Raw genomic sequence first — 17,312 nt, 5'->3', positions numbered from 1 at the left:
GTCAGGCTCCTGTGATGATGGCATCCGCTGAATTCCAGCCGATGAGCACTTGTGCGTTACGGGCGAGCTCACGGTTGAAGGTGCGGGGGTTTTCCAACAGCACACTGTTATCGCCACAGCGGATCTGATACTGCACCCGGGAGCCGAGCGAGTACTCGTTGAACACGACGCCACGAATGACGTTGTCGAAATCGTCCGGCGAATGGGCAAACTGCATATATTCCGGACGCACCACCACAGTGGCCGACTGAGTCCCTTGCAGCTCAGCCGGCAGGTCGAGGTGGATGGGGCAGCCAAGGTCAGTGCTGAGCCAGTCCTGGTCGGCATTCAGGGTGACCGGAAACTTGTTGACCTCACCGAAAAATTCGGCGACGAACTCGTTGGCAGGCTTTGCATAAATCTCTTCTGGCGAGCCCACCTGGATGATGCGGCCCGCGCGCATCACCGCGATGCGATCCGACATTACCATTGCCTCTTCCAGCGAGTGAGTGATGTAGATGAACGTCTTGCCGGTCTCGCGATGCAAGTCTTTGAGCTCCTTCTCCAGCACCTTCTTCAGTTTGTAGTCCAGCGCCGATAGAGGTTCGTCGAACAGCAACACTTCCGGGTCGTAGGCAAAAGCGCGGGCGAGCGCCACCCGCTGACGTTCGCCGCCGGAGCACTGCATGACGTTCTTGCCGTAGTAGTTCTCCGGAAGTCGCAGCATACGCAGCAGCTCCAGTGCCCGCGCCTTGCGCTCTGCCCTCGGTATCTTTTTTACTTTCAGTGGAAATTCGATATTTTCTCCCACGGTCTTGTGGGGAAACAGGGCCAGGGACTGAAATACCAGGCAAGTTGGCCGGCGCTGGGCAGGAAGGCTGTTGATGGCCTCCCCCCGTAGCGTAATGTTGCCTGAGCTGGGAGCTTCCATGCCCGCCAGCATCCGCAACATGGTGGTTTTGCCGGATCCAGACGGCCCTACGATCGTCAGGAATTCTCCTTCCATGACGTTTAGCGAGATATCCGCTACTGCGGTGAAATCGCCGAATTTCTTCTGCACATCGACCAACTGCAGCACCGGCAGCGGCCGTTTCACAGCGCTGTTGGCTGTCGGGCTACCCATTGATGCTTGTCCAGCCTGAATCATCATCATGCCACCCGCTTGGCCGCAGAAATCATCTCCAGAGCTTCGTCGAACTCCGGCACGATGTCGTAAGCCACACAGCGCTCCATTTCCTCGCCCAGACTGTCCCACTGGATGGCTTCAAGCTGTTCCTTGGTGAACAGCTTGAAGCATTCGGGATTCCCCATCTGGCTAACCGGGTTAAAGGTACCCTCGGCAAAAGCCACGCTATGGGCAATGTCCGGCGCTTGCACGTATTTGAGGAATTCCGTGGCCAGCGGTGACACGTTCGGGTTGTTCACAACCGAGGTGATCTCAACCCAGGACACGCCGCCCTTGCCATCCACCGGACCCCGCAGCGGGGTGATGCCGCGGATTTCCGGGAAGCCGTCGGCTCGCGCTGGTGAGCAGCTATACGTGCCACCAGTCATGTAGAGATCAATTTCTCCGGAGATCATTGCCTGATTGAGGCTAGAAGCGTCGCCGATCATCCTTGCGCCCTTGAACACCGCATTGGCGGTTTCCTGGAACTTCGCCATCTGTTCTGGGGTGTGTTCGATGAAGGGGTTGATGCCGGCTATCAAGAAAATGTCAAAGACGTTCCAGTCGTCCGATTCCTGAATGCCGTACTTGCCGCTCAGGGTCTTGTCGTTGAACAGGTCCCAGCCGGTGTCCTCGGCGGTCGCGCGGCTGATCTTGTCGGTGTTGACCACATAGTTGAACGGGCCGAAGCGCTGTGCCATGCCTAGTAACTCGCTGCCGTCGCTGCTCATTGCCCACTGGTAGGGCGGCTTGAACTCTGGAAGCATGTCCGCGAAGTAGGGCTCAAATTCGCTACGTGGCAGCGGCTTGATCAAACCCTCGGGGGCCATGACCTTGCGCGCCCAGGGGTTGTTTACATTGATCAGATCCCAAACGTTGGTTTCGCCAGCGCGCAATCGGTTGATCATGGTCGGATCATTGGTCAGCGACTCTGCGCGCACATTCGCACCGGTAGAGCGGCGAAATGGGTCGAGCACCTGTGCCGAGTTGTAGCCCTCCCAGCACAGAATGTTCAGTTCTTTCTCCCGCGCTGCAAAGGCTTTTGAACTCATCAACAATGAGCTGCCCCCAAAAGCTGCCATACCGGCACCCATTCCCATCAACTTCAGCAATTCCCTTCTTGATACGCCTTTCATAATTCGTCCTCGCCCGTCTAAAAGTGAAAGACAACGAATCGAGTAAAAAACAATTACGAGGCGAGTGCAACATTTTTTTTGGTAAGCACCAATATGTCGCAAGGCGCCCCAAAATGGGTTCTATTTTTCCCGAATAGGTCTTCTTGTTCTTGCAAGAAGCCCTGTTTGTAAGGGTCATGGATCTGGACTGCCAATTGCATAGCAATCGCCTTGAAGAGGATTTTGTGCCTATAAAACAGGAGAATAAAATGTTTGAGTCGCTACAAAAAAAGACTGTGATTGTCACAGGCGCCAGTCGCGGGATCGGCCTGGGCATCGCCAAGCGTTTTGGTGCGGCGGGTCTTAACGTGCTTGTTGTGTCGCGCTCGCTGCAAGACGCCTGCAAAGTCGCTGAAGAGATCGGTCCGAATGCTATGGGGTTTGCTGCCGACGTTAGTCAGCAAGCAGAATGCAAAGCCATGGTGGAGGCCGCAGTGAAGCGTTTCGGCTCGGTGGATGTGCTGGCGGCAAACGCCGGAATTTTCCCGTCTGCCAGTCTTGCCGACATGACTGTCGAGGCCTTCGATCATGTAATGCACACCAATTTGCGCAGCGCATTCCTGTGCACGCAGGCGGTTATGTCTGTGATGCAGGAGCAGGGTTTCGGGCGGATTATTCTGACCTCATCGATTACGGGTCCGATTACCGGGTTTCCCGGCTGGTCGCACTATGGTGCCAGCAAGGCCGGACAGTTGGGCTTCATGCGTACTGCGGCTATCGAGCTTGCCCGGTCCGGCATTACCATTAACGCGGTAATGCCTGGGAATATTATGACCGAAGGGCTGGAAGATATGGGTGAGGACTATGCCGCCCGGATGGCGGCTTCGATCCCTTTGGGTCGCCTGGGCAAAGTGGAGGATATCGCCAACGCGGTATTGTTTTTCGCCAGTCACGAGGCGGGCTACATCACCGGGCAGGCTATCGTGGTCGATGGTGGTCAGGTCTTGCCGGAATCTTCCGACGCGATGGCTTGATAAAAAAGGCGGATTTCTCCGCCTTTTTCTACCTTGTGGGCTTGCGGGTTTCAGGCTATACGCAGCACGGCATCAAGGGTTTCCAGGAATTGGTCTGCATGGGCTCGGCTGAAGCACAGCGCCGGGCGAATTTTCAATACGTTGCCATAAGCCCCTGCCGCACCGATCAGAATGCCTCGCTCCTTCATCTGGTTAATCACGAACCGCGCCAGTGCAGCATCTGGTGCGTTGTCTGCGTCAACAAATTCCAGCCCGATGAACAGCCCGGCCCCGCGTACGTCGCCGATGCGCGCATCCGCGCGGGCCAAGTTGCTAAGGCCGTCTCTCAGATAGCGGCCGACACCCTCCGCATTGGCAATCAGCCCTTCCTGATCCAGTACGTCCAGCACCGCCTGCCCTGCGGCTACCGCCACCGGGTTGCCGGCGAAGGTGTTGAAGTAGCCAGTTTCGGCGGTGAAGCACTCCAGCAGTTCTGGCCGGGTGATCACGCCCGCCATAGGGAAGCCGTTACCCATAGGCTTGCCTAGCGTGACCACGTCCGGCACCACACCGTGCCGCTGGAAGCACCAGTGGCTCTGCCCGGTACGGCCAAAACCCGGCTGAACCTCGTCCGCTATGAACAGCCCGCCTGCGCGATGTACGCATTCCACTGCCTTTGCCAGGAATCCTGCGGGGGCGGGGAAGACGCCGTCACTGGAAAAGATCGTGTCGACAATCAAACCGGCGAAGCGGATGCCATTGCGCTCAAGGTCGGCGATGGCCCGGTCCAGATGCGCGGCGAACACCTGCGCAAGATCTTCTCCCGGTGCCAGGCGGAAGGCATCCGGGGCCGGGATCGTGCGAATGTGCGCCGGCAGCGCGCGACCCTGCTGGTAGGAAGAAGGAGACACCTCCATCACCGCCATGGTATTGCCATGGTAGGCGGTCTCGGTCACCACGAAACCGCTGCCGCCGGTCCAGGCGCTGGCTATCCTCAGGGCGATGTCGTTGGCCTCGCTGCCCGTGCAGGTCAGGAGCAGATTGGACAGCTCTGCGGGGAAGGTAGCCAGTAGCGTTTCGGCGTAGTTCGTCAGGCTCTCGTAAAGGTAGCGGGTATTGGTGTTCAGGCGGGCAGTCTGCTCGCTGATTGCCGCTGTTACTGCCGGATGGCAGTGCCCGACCACCGGTACATTATTGTAGACGTCCAGATAAGGCTTGCCGGAGGTGTCGTACATGAACACCCCTTCCGCCCGGGCAATCTCCAGCGGCTGCTCGTAGAAGAGTACCGAGGAGGTGCCGAAGTAGCGCTGGCGCTTTTCTACCAGCGAACCCAGCCGGCCCTTCAGCCCTATGGCACTCCCTGCATCGAAGCGGTTCAGGGCTAAAATTTGTGTGGGTCCGGTCATAGAGTGTTCTCGCTGTGGTTGCCAAGGTATTGCTCGGCCAGAGCAACCGTGCCTCGGGTGTAGTCTGCGCCGGTTGAGCTTGCTGTAGGTGTTTCCGCATGGCTGGCAATCCAGGCAGTCAGTTGCATGCGCCGCAACATCAAGAACATTGGAATGGCTCGCTCATCCTCTGCGGAAAATGGTGCCACGCTGCGATAGCCCTCCAGCCAGGCCGCGAGAAATTCGTCCACTCGCGGGTCTTCTTCGAGAAAGCTGACGCAGGCGGCAAAGTCGTAGGCGAACCAGCTAAAGCCGCAGTCGTCGAAATCGATTACCGTGAGCTGTTCACCGTCTACCAGCAGATTGGCCAGTCGCATATCACAGTGCACCAGCCCGAACCGCTCAGGCGCCATGCCGAAGGCTGCGGTCTGCTTGCGGAGCAGTTCATGGGTGCGCTCAAGCATTTCACGACCTTCCTGCGTCAGACCCAAAGCATTGCGCCAATCGCCCCAATAAGCCTGTTCACCGATGATGGTGTCGAAGCTCCACACTTTTCGTTTGAAGCCGTCGGGTCGCTGCCAGGTCATGCTGTGCTGATGCAGGCGCGCATTGGTTTCACCCAGTACCCGGTACCAGGAGGTCAACTGGTTACCCGGATCAGGCTCGGCGCCCGGCATGTGCTCGAACGCGGCGACATATCGAACCGCTTCCCTGTCAGCAAAACAGCTCAAGGAGCCGCCAGCCAGGGTGGCGATTGGCTCTGGCGTGGTGACCATGCGGGAGTCGCGCAAGGCTTTAATCCAGGCAAGCTCCGATTCGATCTCGGCGCGTGTGTGGTAGTCCGGGCGCTGTATCCTCAGCACCAGCCGCCTGCCAGTAGAATCCTCCACGAGGTAAGTAGCGTTCTCGGAGATGGTCAATAACTTGAGCTTTGCCTCCGGCGAAATGCCCCATTCAGGCAGAACCTCGCGTAGCCCGGCCTCCAGCTTCTGTAAAAAATCTGATTGATAGAGCATATCCCCACTCCTTCCTTTTAATGAGGCAAGTACAACATTTTTTAGCATTGGCGACAAGAATAAATCCATTCACGCCACATTATAGTGTGGCGCTTCTTGCAGTATAAAAAGTAAGCATTCGCCGAAAAGAGCACTGCGCGTGGAAGCAATAGCTTGCGCCGAAAGACTGCATTACCATGCTCACCTCACCATTTTGTGGCATTCACCTCATTTTGTGGACGTAAAAAAGGAAGCCCTGCAATGTCCAGAGCCAAGACCGCCCGCCAGGCCGAGATCCTGGCTGAACTCAATACCACCCCGAGCTTGCGCATTGCCGACCTCGCCAAACTGCATCAGGTATCCAGTGAGACCATTCGCCGTGACCTTGACGAGCTGACCCGTAGCGGGCATCTGAATCGCACCTATGGTGGCGCTGTGCGGGCCATAGCCAGCGAGCCTGCGGTCACCGAACGCCATAGGCTCTACATGCAAGAGCGCGAACAGATCGCCCGTACGGCGGTGGACCTGATGAAGGATGCGCGGATTCTGATGATCGGCTCAGGCTCGACCACCGTGCATGTGGCCCGGCGGATTGCCTCGGTGATGAAGGACATCACTGTCATCACGCACTCGTTCGGCGTCGCCACGGTGCTGTCGATCAATCCGACCATCAGGGTCATTGTCCTGCCTGGGGACTACCACGCTGCCGAGGGTGCGATGGTCGGGGCGCATACCTTGGCCTTTCTCCACAGCCTGTCAGCCGACTACACCGTGCTGGGCTCAAGCGGTCTGTCCACCGAGGGCCCGACCGATGCGTTGATCGATTGCGCCGTGGTTTACAGCGCCATGATTCAGCGAGCTGTCAATACCATCGTGGTGGCCGACCATTCCAAATTCGATGCCACTTTTCCTGCTCGCTACGCCAGCTGGCAACAGGTGCAATATCTGGTTGCCGACCAACAGCCAAGCGGCAAACTGGCAGCGGTCCTTAGCCAGAACAAGGTCGCGGTTCGTTGTTGATGCTGGGCTGGTAATTGAGCAGGAACGGATCTTGCTAAGCATTCGTCGCAGGCCGCTCGAGCCGCTCGTCTGAGAGCGGTGGTAAACGAGTCGCGGCCTCCTACGGAGACGACCATGCTTGAAAGATTCGAAATTCCGGAACTGGAACCCGACCTGATTCAACGGATCAAGGTGGATGGCCACGAGGTGGTGGCATACAGTTACGGCACCGGCGATGACGTGTTGCTGTGCCTCAACGGCGGCCCCGGCCTGCCCTGCGACTACTTGCGCGACGCCCATGCCTGGTTGAAGGACCGGGGATTGCGGGTCGTCGCCTTCGACCAGCTTGGCACCGGCAAGGCCGACCGTCCCGAGGACAAGGCTTTGTGGAATATCGCCCGCTATGTCGAAGAGGTGGAGACCGTGCGCAAGGCGCTCGGGCTCGGCCAAGTGCACCTGCTCGGGCACTCCTGGGGAGGCTGGCTCGCCATTGAATACAGCATCCATTACCCTGAGGCGGTGAAAACGCTGATTCTGGAAAACACCGTGGCCGACATTCCGCACCTGTCCCAGGAGCTAGGACGGCTGCGTTCGGCACTCGGCAGCGAAACCGTGGCAATGATGCAGCGCCATGAAGCGAAGGGCAGCGTCGATCATCCCGAATACCAGGCTGCCGTTACCCTGCTCAACTACCGCCACGTCTGCCGGCTGGAGGAATGGCCAGCACCGGTGCAGCGCTCGCTTGACGACTGGAACATGGGGCCATACGAAACCATGCAGGGACCGAACGAATTCCTCTATATCGGTAATTTGCGTGACTGGAACCGGCTGAAGGAAATGGGCGAGTTCCGCATGCCGATTCTGATCACCACCGGCCAGCACGACGAACTCACCCCGGCCTGCTCGCTGCGCATGAAGCTGGCCGCACCTCACGCCGAAGTGCACGTATTCCCCAATAGCAGTCATATGCCGTTTTACGAGGAGCCAGAGGCTTATTTCCCAGCGTTGCTGTCGTTTCTCGAGCAGCATTCAAGCTGAACGTTAACGGCTTGAACAGCCGTGCGTGATGTGCAGCCATGCGTGACCAATATTCTCAAACAAAAAGGGGTCAACGCGCCGCCAAGCAAAGTAGCCATGGCGGCGCTTACCTTGGCCAGGGCTCAGTCAATGCCTACGCATGTTCGTGAGTTGTACAAGCGCGCCCACTGCCCCAACAGTGCCTGCGGCCACCGCCAGCGACGACAGGGGCAGCCCCATTAACAAGATCAAACCGCCTCCCGCCGCTCCAATGGCACTGCCCAGGTACAGTGCGGATTCATTCAATGCAACGGCAAAATTGCCGTCTCCCTGCGCTTCACGAGTGCGGATCAGCTCATTGTTCTGTGGCACCTGTAGCGCCCAGCCAACCGCACCCCAAAGTGCAATGGGCAGCACCGCCAGCCAAGGATGCATGCTGGCTGCCAGGGGCAAGGACATCAGTGCGAATGTTAAGCAGAGCATGATGGCGAGCGTCAATGCTGGGCCTCGCATGCGGTCGGCCAACGGCCCGATCAGGAAGCTGCCTGCAACCCCGCCCAAACCCCATACCCATAGATAGGGTGCAATTGACCGGATAGCACCATGCTCTGGTTCAGCCAGAAATGGAGCAATAAAGGTGTACATACCCAGGCTGCCAATGGCTGCCAGCAGAGACACCGTTAATATTGCCAGCACACGACCATCAGCCAGCAGGGCCAGCTTGCGGCCTAGGGGAATCGTGGCAGCGGTGGGTAGCTTGGGTAGCCGCCAGGCCAGTCCGGCTAGTGCGGATAAGCCCAATGCTGCGACTAGCCAAAATGCAGAGGCCCAACCAAGGCGTTCTGCGAGCAACAGACTCAATGGCACGCCGAGTACCGTACCGCTAGCCATGCCGCCCATGATAATGGCGATGGCTTTACCGCGCTTGGCGGGTGGCGAGAGTGTGGCGCAGACGGCAATCCCCATCGCCAAGTAGACACCGGAGCCCACACCCGCCAATGCGCGGAGTGCTAGCAGCCAAGAAAGCTCGGTTGCCAGCGCACTGGCAGCATTCGCCAGCACGAAAAGGCCTAGCGCAGCCAGGAGTCCGGCCCGCTGGTAACGCCCCGGCAGAAAGGCCACGATCAAGGGGGACCCCAGCCCATATGCCAATGTAAAAGCCGTAACCAGTTGTGCAGCCGCCTCAACCGGTATGGTAAATGCGGTTTGTATCATCGGGATCAGGCCGGCTGTAACGTAGGAAGCCATGCCGAGCGCAAAGGCGCCGACAGCGACCAGATAAACCGTCAGTCTTGCCGTTACCTCAGGCTGAGTTGAAGCCGCGTACGCGTCAGAATGAACACTCATCTTTCTTCTCTCCGAAATGTGAGCGTGCAGTCTGGTAGGTCATTTATTCGGTTACAATATGGCCATTTATGCTGTTACTAAAGGTAATAACGAGCTTTGAGTAGACTTGAACGCACTCGCCAGGAGCTGGGCGATTTTCTTCGCGCACGTCGCGAACAGCTTTCCCCTGAAGAGATGGGGCTACCTGGCAACGCCCGACGGCGTACGCCCGGCCTGCGCCGGGAGGACGTTGCGGCGCTTTCCGGAGTGGGTGTCACTTGGTACACGTGGCTTGAACAGGGGCGGGACATTGGCGTTTCTGCTGATTTCCTGGACCGGCTCTCGCGCGTACTCCGGCTTGACGCCGCTGAGCGCCGCCATTTGTTCCTGCTGGCGCATGAAAGATTGCCAGCCGAACTCGGTAAAACCTGGTGCGTGGTGCCGTCCTTGGTATTGCGGTTGATGCATGACCTGGCTCCCCACAGTGCCTACGTTCTGAACCTGCGGTGGGACGTGCTCGCCTTCAATGATCCTGCGGACAAGCTGTTTGGTTTTGCCAATCACGAGCCGGCGCGGCGTAACCTGCTCTGGTTGCTGTTTACCGATCCGCTTTTGCGAGAAAGATTTGAGGGCTGGGAGGCGCAGGCCCCGCGAATGCTGTCGAGCTTCCGTCGCGACTATGCGCGTGCCACACAAGAAGCTGACATACAGGAGCTGGTGGCAGAACTGCAGAAGGTATCGCCTGAATTCCAGCAATGGTGGCGCCGCCACGACGTGCACGCACCCTGCGACGGCACGCGCTTGTTACGCGTGAATGGCTGCCCGGTGGCCTACGAGCACACTTCTCTCACCGTAGACGCGGATAGGCACTTGCGAATGGTGGTGTATGCCCAAAAGCAGTTAACGATTTGACGCTATCAAAGCCCCCCGGCGGCCATGAACAGGCCGCCAGTGGCGCGGTTAAACAGCGTGACTCTGCTTGGGCTCTGAAACCAGCGGCTGATCTTCGAGCCGGCTCCTGCGTAGGTCGACATCAAGGCAACATCAAGCACTAGCCGCCGCCGTTGCATCACATGTCAGCCGAGCAGTCTGGTGGCCCTGTCTGGCCTGATTGCGGATCGCAATCAGGCGATCATCTATTTCAAAAGGCATTGTTATACTATAACCTTCGCGTCCCATTATACCTAGGACGCCGCTTACATGGCCACCGCAACCGCTACGATGCCCGCACCAGGCACGCTTTTATCCCCTGATGCCACCACCCAAGTCCGCACGCGAATGCTCGCAATCGATGCACTCCGCGGACTGGTCATGCTGTTTATGCTCGTCGATCATGTGCGTGAGACCTTTTTTCTGCATGTTCAGGTGGGTGATCCCATGGACCCACTCAATACACCACCGGAACTGTTTTTTACGCGTATCAGCAGCATGGTCTGTGCGCCGGTTTTCGTGTTTCTGACCGGCCTGTCGGCGTGGTTGTACGGGCAATCCCACAGCCGTAGCGAAGTGTCTACATTCCTTCTCAAGCGCGGTCTGTTTCTGGTATTCCTTGAACTGACCCTGGTGAACTTCGCCTGGAATGCGACCTTTGTACCGCCTACCCTGTGGCTGCAAGTCATCTGGGCCATTGGTCTGAGCATGATCATACTCGCCGCGCTTATCCACATGCCGCGCGTAGCTCTCGCTGTGTTGGGTTTTGTTATCGTTGTTGGGCACAACCTGCTTGATGGCATCGTGCTGACTGCGGATTCACCCTTCTTCGAGATCTGGTCGATCCTGCACCAGCGCTCGTTTATTGAGATCACCGAGTACACCCGTGTACGGACCACCTACCCGATCCTGCCCTGGATCGGTGTCATCGCACTTGGCTACTGTGCCGGACCCTGGTTTGCGCGCCATTCCGATCCGTCGCAACGTGCCCGTCGCCTGGTGACCTGGGGTGTTGGTCTGCTCGTGGGGTTCGTGCTCATTCGCTATCTCAACGTCTATGGCGACAAGCAGTGGAGCAGCATGGATGACGGCATTCGCACGCTCATGAGCTTCATGTCGCTGACTAAATACCCGCCCTCACTGCTGTTTCTGATGCCCACCATAGGTGTGGGTCTGCTGTTTCTCGCCTGGTTCCAGCAGCTCGAAGGGCGCCCCGTGCTGAAAGTACTTGGGCTGTATGGCGGCGCTCCGATGTTCTTCTACGTGGTGCACTTGCTGGTGCTCAAGGCGCTGTACCTGATCGCCGTACAGATCTGGGGTCTGAACCAGGGTAGCTACTATGGTTTCAATAACCTCAGTGGTATATGGCTGTGGGCGGTATTGCTGTCGGCAGCGCTGTACTTCCCGACCAGTTGGTTCGCCCAACTCAAGCAGCGCCGGCGCGATATCGCCTGGCTGAAGTATTTCTAAGGCGCGGATCATGAATAGACTATTGGCTTGCTGGACCCTGGGACTGTCACTCAGCTGTCTGCCGTTGATCGCCCATGCTGGCGCGCAGGATAGTGCGGCGGGCTTTGTTGAAGGCAGCAGTTGGAACCTGTTGAATCGTAGCGTTTACGACCGCCGTGCGTACCGTCACGGCGGGCTCAACAGCGCTGCACGCAATGCCTTCAAGCCACGTAGCGAGCGTAGTGACCTGGCTGAAGAGTGGGCCTACGGGCTTATGGGCACCTATACCTCGGGTTTCACCCAGGGTGCAGTCGGCTTTGGCCTTGATGCCCACGCTTATCTGGGGGTACAGCTCGACAGCGGTGGTGGTCGTGCGGGCAAGGCCCGTTTGCTGTCTGTGGACAAGGAAGGTCACCCCAAGGATAACTACAGTCGGGGCGGCGCAGCGGTGAAACTGCGCCTCTCGTCCACTGTTTTAAAGTATGGCGAGCAACGGGTGAAAACGCCGGTGTTTGGTTCGTCCGACAGCCGCCTGTTGCCCGAAAGCGCCACGGGTTGGTGGTTAACCAGCCAGGAATGGGACAACCTGACCCTGAATGGCGGTCATTTCAATGAAAGTACCGACCGTAATGCCAGCAGCCATGACAATGGCTTCGTAGTGAACTATTCCAACGCCAGGCAAGGCAATTCGTTCGACTTCCTGGGTGGCAGCTATACGGGTTTTGAAGGCCTTAACCTGACCCTTTACAGCGCGTTGTACGACGAGACATGGCGGCAGCATTACCTCGGCGCTAACTATGCATGGCCTATCACCGACCAGCAGGCGTTGTCCTTCAACCTATATCTCTACCGCACGCAGGATACCGGCGAGGCACGTTCGGGAAATATCGACAACACCACTTGGAGCCTGATGAGCACCTACTCGCATGCTGCCCATAGCTTTTCAGTCGGCTACCAAAAGGTGCATGGGGATACGCCATTCGATTACGTCACACGGGGTGCAATCTACCTCACCAATGCCGTGGCATTGTCCGACTTCAACGGGCCAAACGAAGCCTCGTGGCAACTGCGCTACGACCTGTCGATGGCCGAGTACGGTATCCCCGGCCTGGGGTTCAGCGCGGCGTATATTCGCGGCAGTGGCATTGATGGTAGCGATGTGGACCCCAACGGGGGCTATGCCTATCTGGGCTACGGCTCCAAAGGACGACACTGGGAGCGTGACCTGGAAGCCCGCTACCTTGTGCAGACCGGCGCTGCCAAAGGAATGTCCTTCAGTGCGCGGTACGCGATGCACCGTGGCAACACCGATCAGGCTGAGCTGGACGCCGACCAGATTCGCCTGGCGGTGGAGTATCCGATTTTCTAGTCCGTGGTGGGAGCGGAATGCCCATAGGTGTCGCTTGAGTTCCAGCAATGGTGGTGTATGCCCAAAAGCAGTTAACGATTTGACGCTATCAAAGCCCCCCCGGCGGCCATGAACAAGCCGCCAGTGGCGCGGTTAAACAGCGTGACTCTGCTTGGGCTCTGAAACCAGCGGCTGATCTTCGAGCCGGCTCCTGCGTAGGTCGACATCAAGACAACATCAAGCATTAGCCAGGTCAGGGCCAGAATGACGAACTGGAGCAACTGGGGCTCGTTTACATTGATGAAGTTGGGGAACAGCGCAGCGAAGAACAGCAAATCCTTTGGATTGCTGATGCCCACCACAAAGCCGCGATTCAATAGCTCACGGAGGGGAACCACCTCGCTCTCTGCCGTTGCGCTGGCCTGTTGCGTCACAGCGGGTCTTTCCAGCCAGGCTTTTACTCCCAGATAAACCAGGTAAGCTCCGCCAAGCATTTTCAGCACATAAAAGGTTGTCTCCGAGGCCGCCAGGATCGCCCCAAGGCCCAGCGACGAAATAGTCATCAGTACCAGCGAAGCCAAAGCGCCCCCGGCCACAGTGGCCATAGCACGTTGGCGGCCAAACTTGAGGCCGTGACTGGTACATAGCAGGGCAGACGGCCCTGGGAAAACTATCAACGCAAAGATAACGCCGACATAAGCCAGCCAGGTCAATCCGTCCAAGGGACACTCCTTTACTCTTCCTGCGCCACTTTCAGCTGAGCGCGGAAATGCTTTACGTATACTCGGCTTTGCCTGCGCCGACAGCTCGGTCCAACCTAGCGTGCAAGCATACATCCGAAACCGGCAATCCATAAACCAAGGCCGAAGCTAAAGTGCGCAAAAAGACTCCGCAGCCTAGCTACGTCCGGTTGCGCTGTTTTGCGCGCCGCGACCCCCGCACCCATGGCGGGTTGCAGAACAAGAAAAGGCGCAAGTACTGTCACCACACCGAAGGTCGAAGTGAGGGCAAGTAGCCTATTACTTCAAGTCGACTTTAGGTCAAGGGCCATGCTCGATATTTTTCAACTCTCCCGTAAAAGCCGTATTCCAGCCTCGAAACTGCGCTATTACGAGGAAGTAGGCTTGATTCGGTCAGTGGGGCGCAATGGGTTGCGCCGGGTTTTCGAAACGGACGTATTGACGCGCTTGTCGCTGATTGCCTTGGGCCAGGTTGCGGGATTCTCGTTGGCCGAGATACGTGAAATGCTTGGCTCTGAACGACAGCCAGAAATCGACCGTGACATGGTGGGTGCGAAGGCAGATCTTTTGGATCGACGCATCAAAGAGCTGACAGCACTGCGTGAAGGTTTGTGTCATGTTGTGACCTGCTCAGCACCTAGTCATCTGGAGTGTCCGACCTTTCAAAGACTGATGCGGATCGGACTGACGCGCCAGATCAATTTGTGCCGACTTATGAGCTTTGGACTAAAAGGCGTGAGGGGTGGTTGCCGGAGTTTCCAGTTGTTAGGCGGTATGTGGCTGATCGAGAGAGTGCCGCGCGGGAGGAAGATGCTTCGGGTCCATCAAGCAAAGGCGAAACGAAGTAAAGCCTGCTCCACGGCGCGCAATCGTTACGTCACCAGCCGCTCCTGCTTCAACCACGCCATGGGCGATAGTCCGCATTGCGACTTGAATGCACGCGACAGCGCAGACTCGCTGCTGTAGCCAGCCTCTTCGGCGATCAGCCTGAGCGGTTGTCCATTCTTCAGCCACTTTTGCACCAGCCCCACTCGCCAACGCTGCAGGTAGCTTGCCGGCGTTTCGCCCACCGCTTCGCGAAACTGATTGGCAAACACACTGCGCGACATGCCCGCCACGGCTGCCAGGGATTCAACCGACCAGTCCCGCTCCGGCGCCTGGTGCATGGCAACAATGGCGCGGCGTAGTTGCTGGTGCGCAAAGCCTGCCAGCAGGCCCACCTGGGTGCTGCCGTTCTCCATCAACTGGCGCAGCAACTGCACCAACAGCACCTCAAACAGCCGATCAAGCATGACCTGGCGGCCGCAATTGTTGGCCTCGGCCTCGGCGAACAGCAGCGTCAGCACCGGCACGCTGTCCGGCAATCGGTCCAGCGGTATGCAAACGCACGCGGGCAGGGCACTGGACAGTGGATTTGCCGGGCCGCCCTCAAAAGCAATGTGCGCGCAAACAAAGTCCGCGCCCGTTTCGCTGTCGGTCACAAAGCGGTGTGCCATGGGGCGTGGGTAAAACAGCAGGGTCGGGCCATCCAGGCTGTAGGCCTTGCTGGCGCCATGCCAGACATCAGCCGTGCCGCGGCGCAGCAGATGCAACTGGCCATAGGGTTCGGTGCCGTCCAGCGTGTTGACGCCGCACAGCGGACCGGATTGGAACGTGCGCGCACTGATAGCAAAGTGCCCCAGCAAAGCAGCGAGTCGATCAACCATAAATACGATCCGTCAAAAAATTAAGACTAATTGCGCTAATTCGTACGATTAAATGCCCGAGAATCCTTTTCGTCAACAGGCAACACCACTTTCACTTCACAGAAAAGGAATCAAGCCATGAATAGATTTACCCGTACCGCCATCGCTGCATTCGCCGCCGCCGCCCTGCCAGTGATCTCAATGGCCGCTCACGCCGCAGACTTTGCTCGCACTGCCAGCACAATCACCACCCAGGACGGCGTCGAGCTGTACTACAAGGACTGGGGCCCAAAGAACGGTGAAGTCGTCATGTTCAGCCACGGCTGGCCGCTCAACTCCGACAGCTGGGAAGCGCAAATGCAGTTCCTGGCGGACAAAGGCTACCGCGTGATCGCCCACGACCGCCGTGGCCACGGCCGCTCCAGCCAGTCCTGGGAAGGTAACGATATGGACCACTACGCCGATGACCTTTCAGCCGTCATCAAGGCGCTGCAGGTCAGGGACCTTACCCTGGTCGGCTTCTCCACCGGTGGTGGTGAAGTAGCCCGCTATATCGGCCGCCACGGCACCGGACTGGTAAAGAAGGCCGCCCTGATCAGCGCCGTACCGCCGATGATGCTGAAAACCGACAGCAATCCCAACGGTTTGCCGCTCTCGGTATTCGATGGTCTGCGTGAAGCCTCCAACATCGACCGGTCGCAGCTGTACCTGGATATCGCCAGTGGGCCCTTCTTCGGCTTTAACCGCGAAGGCGCCAAGCCCTCGCAAGGCATGATCCAGTCGTTCTGGAGGCAGGGCATGCTGGCTGGCGCCAAGAATACCTACGATTCCATCGCTGCGTTCTCTGCGACGGACTTTCGTGGTGACCTGGCCAAGTTCGACATACCCACGCTGGTGATTCACGGCAGTGACGACCAGATTGTACCCCTCGACATCTCCGGCAAAGCCTCGGCCGCGCTGGTCAAGGATGCCAAGCTGATCGTTTACCAAGGTGCCCCCCATGGTCTGGCGGATACCAACAAGGAACAGCTGAATCAGGATTTGCTGAGCTTCCTTCAGCAGTAATGCAATAACTCCATGGCCGAGGTGGTTCATGCCCTTCGGCCAACCCCCAACAGTTAAAGAGGATGACCCAATGTCTATTCAAAACGTTGCTTACCGTGCCTATGCAGAAGCCACCGGCGGCCGTGATGGCCGTGCCATTTCTTCCGACGGCGTGCTGGATGTGGCGCTCACTACCCCGCGAGAACTGGGTGGTGCAGGTGGTGAAGGTACCAACCCGGAGCAGCTGTTCGCTGCGGGCTACTCAGCCTGTTTCCTGGGTGCAATGAAGTTCGTAGCCGGCCGCGACAAGCTCAGCATGCCAGCAGACGCATCGATTGAGGGCGTAGTGGGTATAGGTGCCATCCCCACAGGTTTCGGCATCGAGGTTGAACTGCGTATCAGCCTGCCAAACCTGGACGATGAACAGGCCCAAACCCTGATTGAACGCGCCCACATTGTCTGCCCGTACTCCAACGCCACCCGCGGGAACATTGACGTAACGCTGACACGGGTCGAGTGATTCGCAGTCGGTGGAGCTGGATCGATAAGCTGGATTGGCCAGCTTATCGAATCAATACACTGTCCCCATTGAGTCCGTGCAAGCTTGCAGCACGCACAGCTTCCACTACTGTTAACTGACTAGGGCAAGGCATTGCCAGCCTGAAGCAGATTGTAGAGGAGGCGCAGCATGGACTCATTCACCGGCGGTTGCCTGTGCGGGAAGGTCCGCATCACCGCCACCGGCTGCCCCTACCGCGTCGGTTTGTGCCACTGCATGGATTGCCGCAAATCCCACGGCGCGCTCTTTCATGCATCCGCCGTGTTCCCGCAGGATGCCGTAACCTTCGAAGGCGAAACTCGTGACTACCAGGGCCGCTTCTTCTGCCCACATTGCGGCTCTCCAGTCTTCTCTCGCACCGCTGATGAAATCGAAGTGAACCTGGGCTCGCTGGATGCGCCGGATCAGTTTGTGCCGACTTATGAGCTGTGGGGTAAGCGACGTGAGGGGTGGTTGCCGGAGTTTGCCGGAGTTAGGCGGTATGAAAGGGATCGGGAGGGGGCGGATCGGGGTGAGGATTAAATTCTATGGAAGGCCGCTTTTGGCCCAGAGCGTGTAAAAAC

At 58.1% G+C, this 17,312-nt stretch carries 17 protein-coding genes and 3 pseudogenes; 11 read left to right on the top strand and 9 right to left on the bottom strand.

Features of this window, described 5'->3' with window-relative positions; translation table 11 throughout:
- Nucleotide 1: 1 nt before the first annotated feature.
- Nucleotides 2–1,132: an ABC transporter ATP-binding protein gene (locus tag K787_RS0106575; protein WP_022961998.1), complete on the bottom strand. Its 1,131-nt coding sequence runs from the start codon at nucleotides 1,130–1,132 to the stop codon at nucleotides 2–4.
- Nucleotides 1,129–2,280 carry an ABC transporter substrate-binding protein gene (locus K787_RS0106570; RefSeq protein WP_028614681.1) on the bottom strand — a complete coding sequence of 384 codons (1,152 nt, stop codon included), beginning with the start codon at nucleotides 2,278–2,280 and terminating at the stop codon, nucleotides 1,129–1,131. Before K787_RS0106570 ends, K787_RS0106575 begins: the two co-directional genes overlap by 4 nt.
- 248 nt (nucleotides 2,281–2,528) lie before the next feature.
- On the opposite strand from K787_RS0106570, the gene fabG reads away from it, so the two are divergent.
- Nucleotides 2,529–3,293, top strand: a complete 765-nt coding sequence (gene fabG / locus K787_RS0106560; protein ID WP_022961995.1) for a 3-oxoacyl-ACP reductase FabG — start codon at nucleotides 2,529–2,531, stop codon at nucleotides 3,291–3,293.
- A 50-nt stretch (nucleotides 3,294–3,343) separates the two neighbouring features.
- On the opposite strand, the gene K787_RS0106555 is transcribed toward fabG, so the two are convergent.
- Nucleotides 3,344–4,678 (bottom strand): aspartate aminotransferase family protein, encoded by a 1,335-nt coding sequence (locus tag K787_RS0106555; RefSeq protein WP_028614680.1) that lies wholly within the window; start codon nucleotides 4,676–4,678, stop codon nucleotides 3,344–3,346.
- A complete protein-coding gene (locus K787_RS0106550; protein WP_028614679.1) occupies nucleotides 4,675–5,673 on the bottom strand; it encodes a phosphotransferase enzyme family protein in 999 nt (332 codons plus the stop codon). Before K787_RS0106550 ends, K787_RS0106555 begins: the two co-directional genes overlap by 4 nt.
- A gap of 240 nt (nucleotides 5,674–5,913) precedes the next feature.
- Between K787_RS0106550 and K787_RS0106545 the strand changes: the two genes are divergently transcribed.
- Both K787_RS0106545 and K787_RS0106540 read left to right on the top strand, forming a co-directional pair.
- On the top strand, nucleotides 5,914–6,672 hold the full coding sequence (locus tag K787_RS0106545; protein ID WP_022961994.1) for a DeoR/GlpR family DNA-binding transcription regulator: 759 nt from the start codon (nucleotides 5,914–5,916) through the stop codon (nucleotides 6,670–6,672).
- Nucleotides 6,673–6,786: 114 nt separating this feature from the next.
- Nucleotides 6,787–7,689: a proline iminopeptidase-family hydrolase gene (locus K787_RS0106540; RefSeq protein WP_022961993.1), complete on the top strand. Its 903-nt coding sequence runs from the start codon at nucleotides 6,787–6,789 to the stop codon at nucleotides 7,687–7,689.
- Between the two features lie 126 nt (nucleotides 7,690–7,815).
- On the opposite strand, the gene K787_RS0106535 is transcribed toward K787_RS0106540, so the two are convergent.
- A complete protein-coding gene (locus tag K787_RS0106535) occupies nucleotides 7,816–9,015 on the bottom strand; it encodes an MFS transporter (RefSeq protein ID WP_022961992.1) in 1,200 nt (399 codons plus the stop codon).
- Between the two features lie 96 nt (nucleotides 9,016–9,111).
- On the opposite strand from K787_RS0106535, the gene K787_RS0106530 reads away from it, so the two are divergent.
- Nucleotides 9,112–9,906, top strand: a complete 795-nt coding sequence (locus K787_RS0106530; RefSeq protein WP_022961991.1) for a helix-turn-helix transcriptional regulator — start codon at nucleotides 9,112–9,114, stop codon at nucleotides 9,904–9,906.
- Between the two features lie 5 nt (nucleotides 9,907–9,911).
- On the opposite strand, the gene K787_RS25695 is transcribed toward K787_RS0106530, so the two are convergent.
- Nucleotides 9,912–10,046: a LysE family translocator gene (locus K787_RS25695; protein WP_022961990.1), complete on the bottom strand. Its 135-nt coding sequence runs from the start codon at nucleotides 10,044–10,046 to the stop codon at nucleotides 9,912–9,914.
- A 148-nt stretch (nucleotides 10,047–10,194) separates the two neighbouring features.
- Here K787_RS25695 and K787_RS0106520 point away from each other — a divergent pair, with 148 nt between their 5' ends.
- Complete coding sequence (locus K787_RS0106520) at nucleotides 10,195–11,394, top strand: acetyltransferase domain-containing protein (protein WP_022961989.1); 1,200 nt, start codon at nucleotides 10,195–10,197, stop codon at nucleotides 11,392–11,394.
- A 10-nt stretch (nucleotides 11,395–11,404) separates the two neighbouring features.
- Entirely contained in the window at nucleotides 11,405–12,742 is a 1,338-nt protein-coding gene (locus K787_RS0106515; protein ID WP_022961988.1) for an OprD family porin, read from the top strand.
- 71 nt (nucleotides 12,743–12,813) lie between these two features.
- Here the strand turns inward: K787_RS0106515 and K787_RS0106510 are convergent, their stop codons facing one another.
- Both K787_RS0106510 and K787_RS24630 read right to left on the bottom strand, forming a co-directional pair.
- Complete coding sequence (locus K787_RS0106510; protein ID WP_022961987.1) at nucleotides 12,814–13,443, bottom strand: LysE family translocator; 630 nt, start codon at nucleotides 13,441–13,443, stop codon at nucleotides 12,814–12,816.
- A gap of 95 nt (nucleotides 13,444–13,538) precedes the next feature.
- Nucleotides 13,539–13,712, bottom strand: a pseudogene (locus K787_RS24630) (DUF2938 family protein); the annotation flags it as partial.
- On the opposite strand from K787_RS24630, the pseudogene K787_RS25365 reads away from it, so the two are divergent.
- Nucleotides 13,666–14,061 (top strand): annotated as a pseudogene (locus K787_RS25365) (MerR family DNA-binding protein); the annotation flags it as partial. The pseudogenes K787_RS24630 and K787_RS25365 sit on opposite strands and share 47 nt — an antisense overlap.
- 86 nt (nucleotides 14,062–14,147) lie before the next feature.
- Nucleotides 14,148–14,309 (top strand): annotated as a pseudogene (locus K787_RS25475) (hypothetical protein); the annotation flags it as partial.
- A 24-nt stretch (nucleotides 14,310–14,333) separates the two neighbouring features.
- Here K787_RS25475 and K787_RS0106500 read toward each other — a convergent pair.
- Nucleotides 14,334–15,167: an AraC family transcriptional regulator gene (locus K787_RS0106500; protein ID WP_022961985.1), complete on the bottom strand. Its 834-nt coding sequence runs from the start codon at nucleotides 15,165–15,167 to the stop codon at nucleotides 14,334–14,336.
- Nucleotides 15,168–15,284: 117 nt separating this feature from the next.
- On the opposite strand from K787_RS0106500, the gene K787_RS0106495 reads away from it, so the two are divergent.
- The 3 genes from K787_RS0106495 to K787_RS24620 all read left to right on the top strand — a co-directional run bounded on the left by K787_RS0106495 (nucleotide 15,285) and on the right by K787_RS24620 (nucleotide 17,271).
- Complete coding sequence (locus K787_RS0106495; protein ID WP_022961984.1) at nucleotides 15,285–16,211, top strand: alpha/beta fold hydrolase; 927 nt, start codon at nucleotides 15,285–15,287, stop codon at nucleotides 16,209–16,211.
- A gap of 70 nt (nucleotides 16,212–16,281) precedes the next feature.
- Entirely contained in the window at nucleotides 16,282–16,710 is a 429-nt protein-coding gene (locus tag K787_RS0106490; RefSeq protein WP_022961983.1) for an organic hydroperoxide resistance protein, read from the top strand.
- A gap of 168 nt (nucleotides 16,711–16,878) precedes the next feature.
- Complete coding sequence (locus K787_RS24620; protein ID WP_084671962.1) at nucleotides 16,879–17,271, top strand: GFA family protein; 393 nt, start codon at nucleotides 16,879–16,881, stop codon at nucleotides 17,269–17,271.
- Nucleotides 17,272–17,312: the final 41 nt, after the last annotated feature.

It is taken from the genome of Halopseudomonas pelagia CL-AP6 (assembly GCF_000410875.1).
GTDB lineage: Bacteria > Pseudomonadota > Gammaproteobacteria > Pseudomonadales > Pseudomonadaceae > Halopseudomonas > Halopseudomonas pelagia.
This window is presented reverse-complemented; position numbering and strand designations above follow the sequence as displayed.

What these genes read in the sequence shown, in the direction of transcription:
- K787_RS0106575 (WP_022961998.1), bottom strand. Translation starts at nt 1,132, where the DNA reads ATGATGATGATTCAGGCTGGACAAGCATCAATGGGTAGCCCGACAGCC.
- K787_RS0106570 (WP_028614681.1), bottom strand. Translation starts at nt 2,280, where the DNA reads ATGAAAGGCGTATCAAGAAGGGAATTGCTGAAGTTGATGGGAATGGGT.
- fabG (WP_022961995.1), top strand. Translation starts at nt 2,529, where the DNA reads ATGTTTGAGTCGCTACAAAAAAAGACTGTGATTGTCACAGGCGCCAGT.
- K787_RS0106555 (WP_028614680.1), bottom strand. Translation starts at nt 4,678, where the DNA reads ATGACCGGACCCACACAAATTTTAGCCCTGAACCGCTTCGATGCAGGG.
- K787_RS0106550 (WP_028614679.1), bottom strand. Translation starts at nt 5,673, where the DNA reads ATGCTCTATCAATCAGATTTTTTACAGAAGCTGGAGGCCGGGCTACGC.
- K787_RS0106545 (WP_022961994.1), top strand. Translation starts at nt 5,914, where the DNA reads ATGTCCAGAGCCAAGACCGCCCGCCAGGCCGAGATCCTGGCTGAACTC.
- K787_RS0106540 (WP_022961993.1), top strand. Translation starts at nt 6,787, where the DNA reads ATGCTTGAAAGATTCGAAATTCCGGAACTGGAACCCGACCTGATTCAA.
- K787_RS0106535 (WP_022961992.1), bottom strand. Translation starts at nt 9,015, where the DNA reads ATGAGTGTTCATTCTGACGCGTACGCGGCTTCAACTCAGCCTGAGGTA.
- K787_RS0106520 (WP_022961989.1), top strand. Translation starts at nt 10,195, where the DNA reads ATGGCCACCGCAACCGCTACGATGCCCGCACCAGGCACGCTTTTATCC.
- K787_RS0106515 (WP_022961988.1), top strand. Translation starts at nt 11,405, where the DNA reads ATGAATAGACTATTGGCTTGCTGGACCCTGGGACTGTCACTCAGCTGT.
- K787_RS0106500 (WP_022961985.1), bottom strand. Translation starts at nt 15,167, where the DNA reads ATGGTTGATCGACTCGCTGCTTTGCTGGGGCACTTTGCTATCAGTGCG.
- K787_RS0106495 (WP_022961984.1), top strand. Translation starts at nt 15,285, where the DNA reads ATGAATAGATTTACCCGTACCGCCATCGCTGCATTCGCCGCCGCCGCC.
- K787_RS0106490 (WP_022961983.1), top strand. Translation starts at nt 16,282, where the DNA reads ATGTCTATTCAAAACGTTGCTTACCGTGCCTATGCAGAAGCCACCGGC.
- K787_RS24620 (WP_084671962.1), top strand. Translation starts at nt 16,879, where the DNA reads ATGGACTCATTCACCGGCGGTTGCCTGTGCGGGAAGGTCCGCATCACC.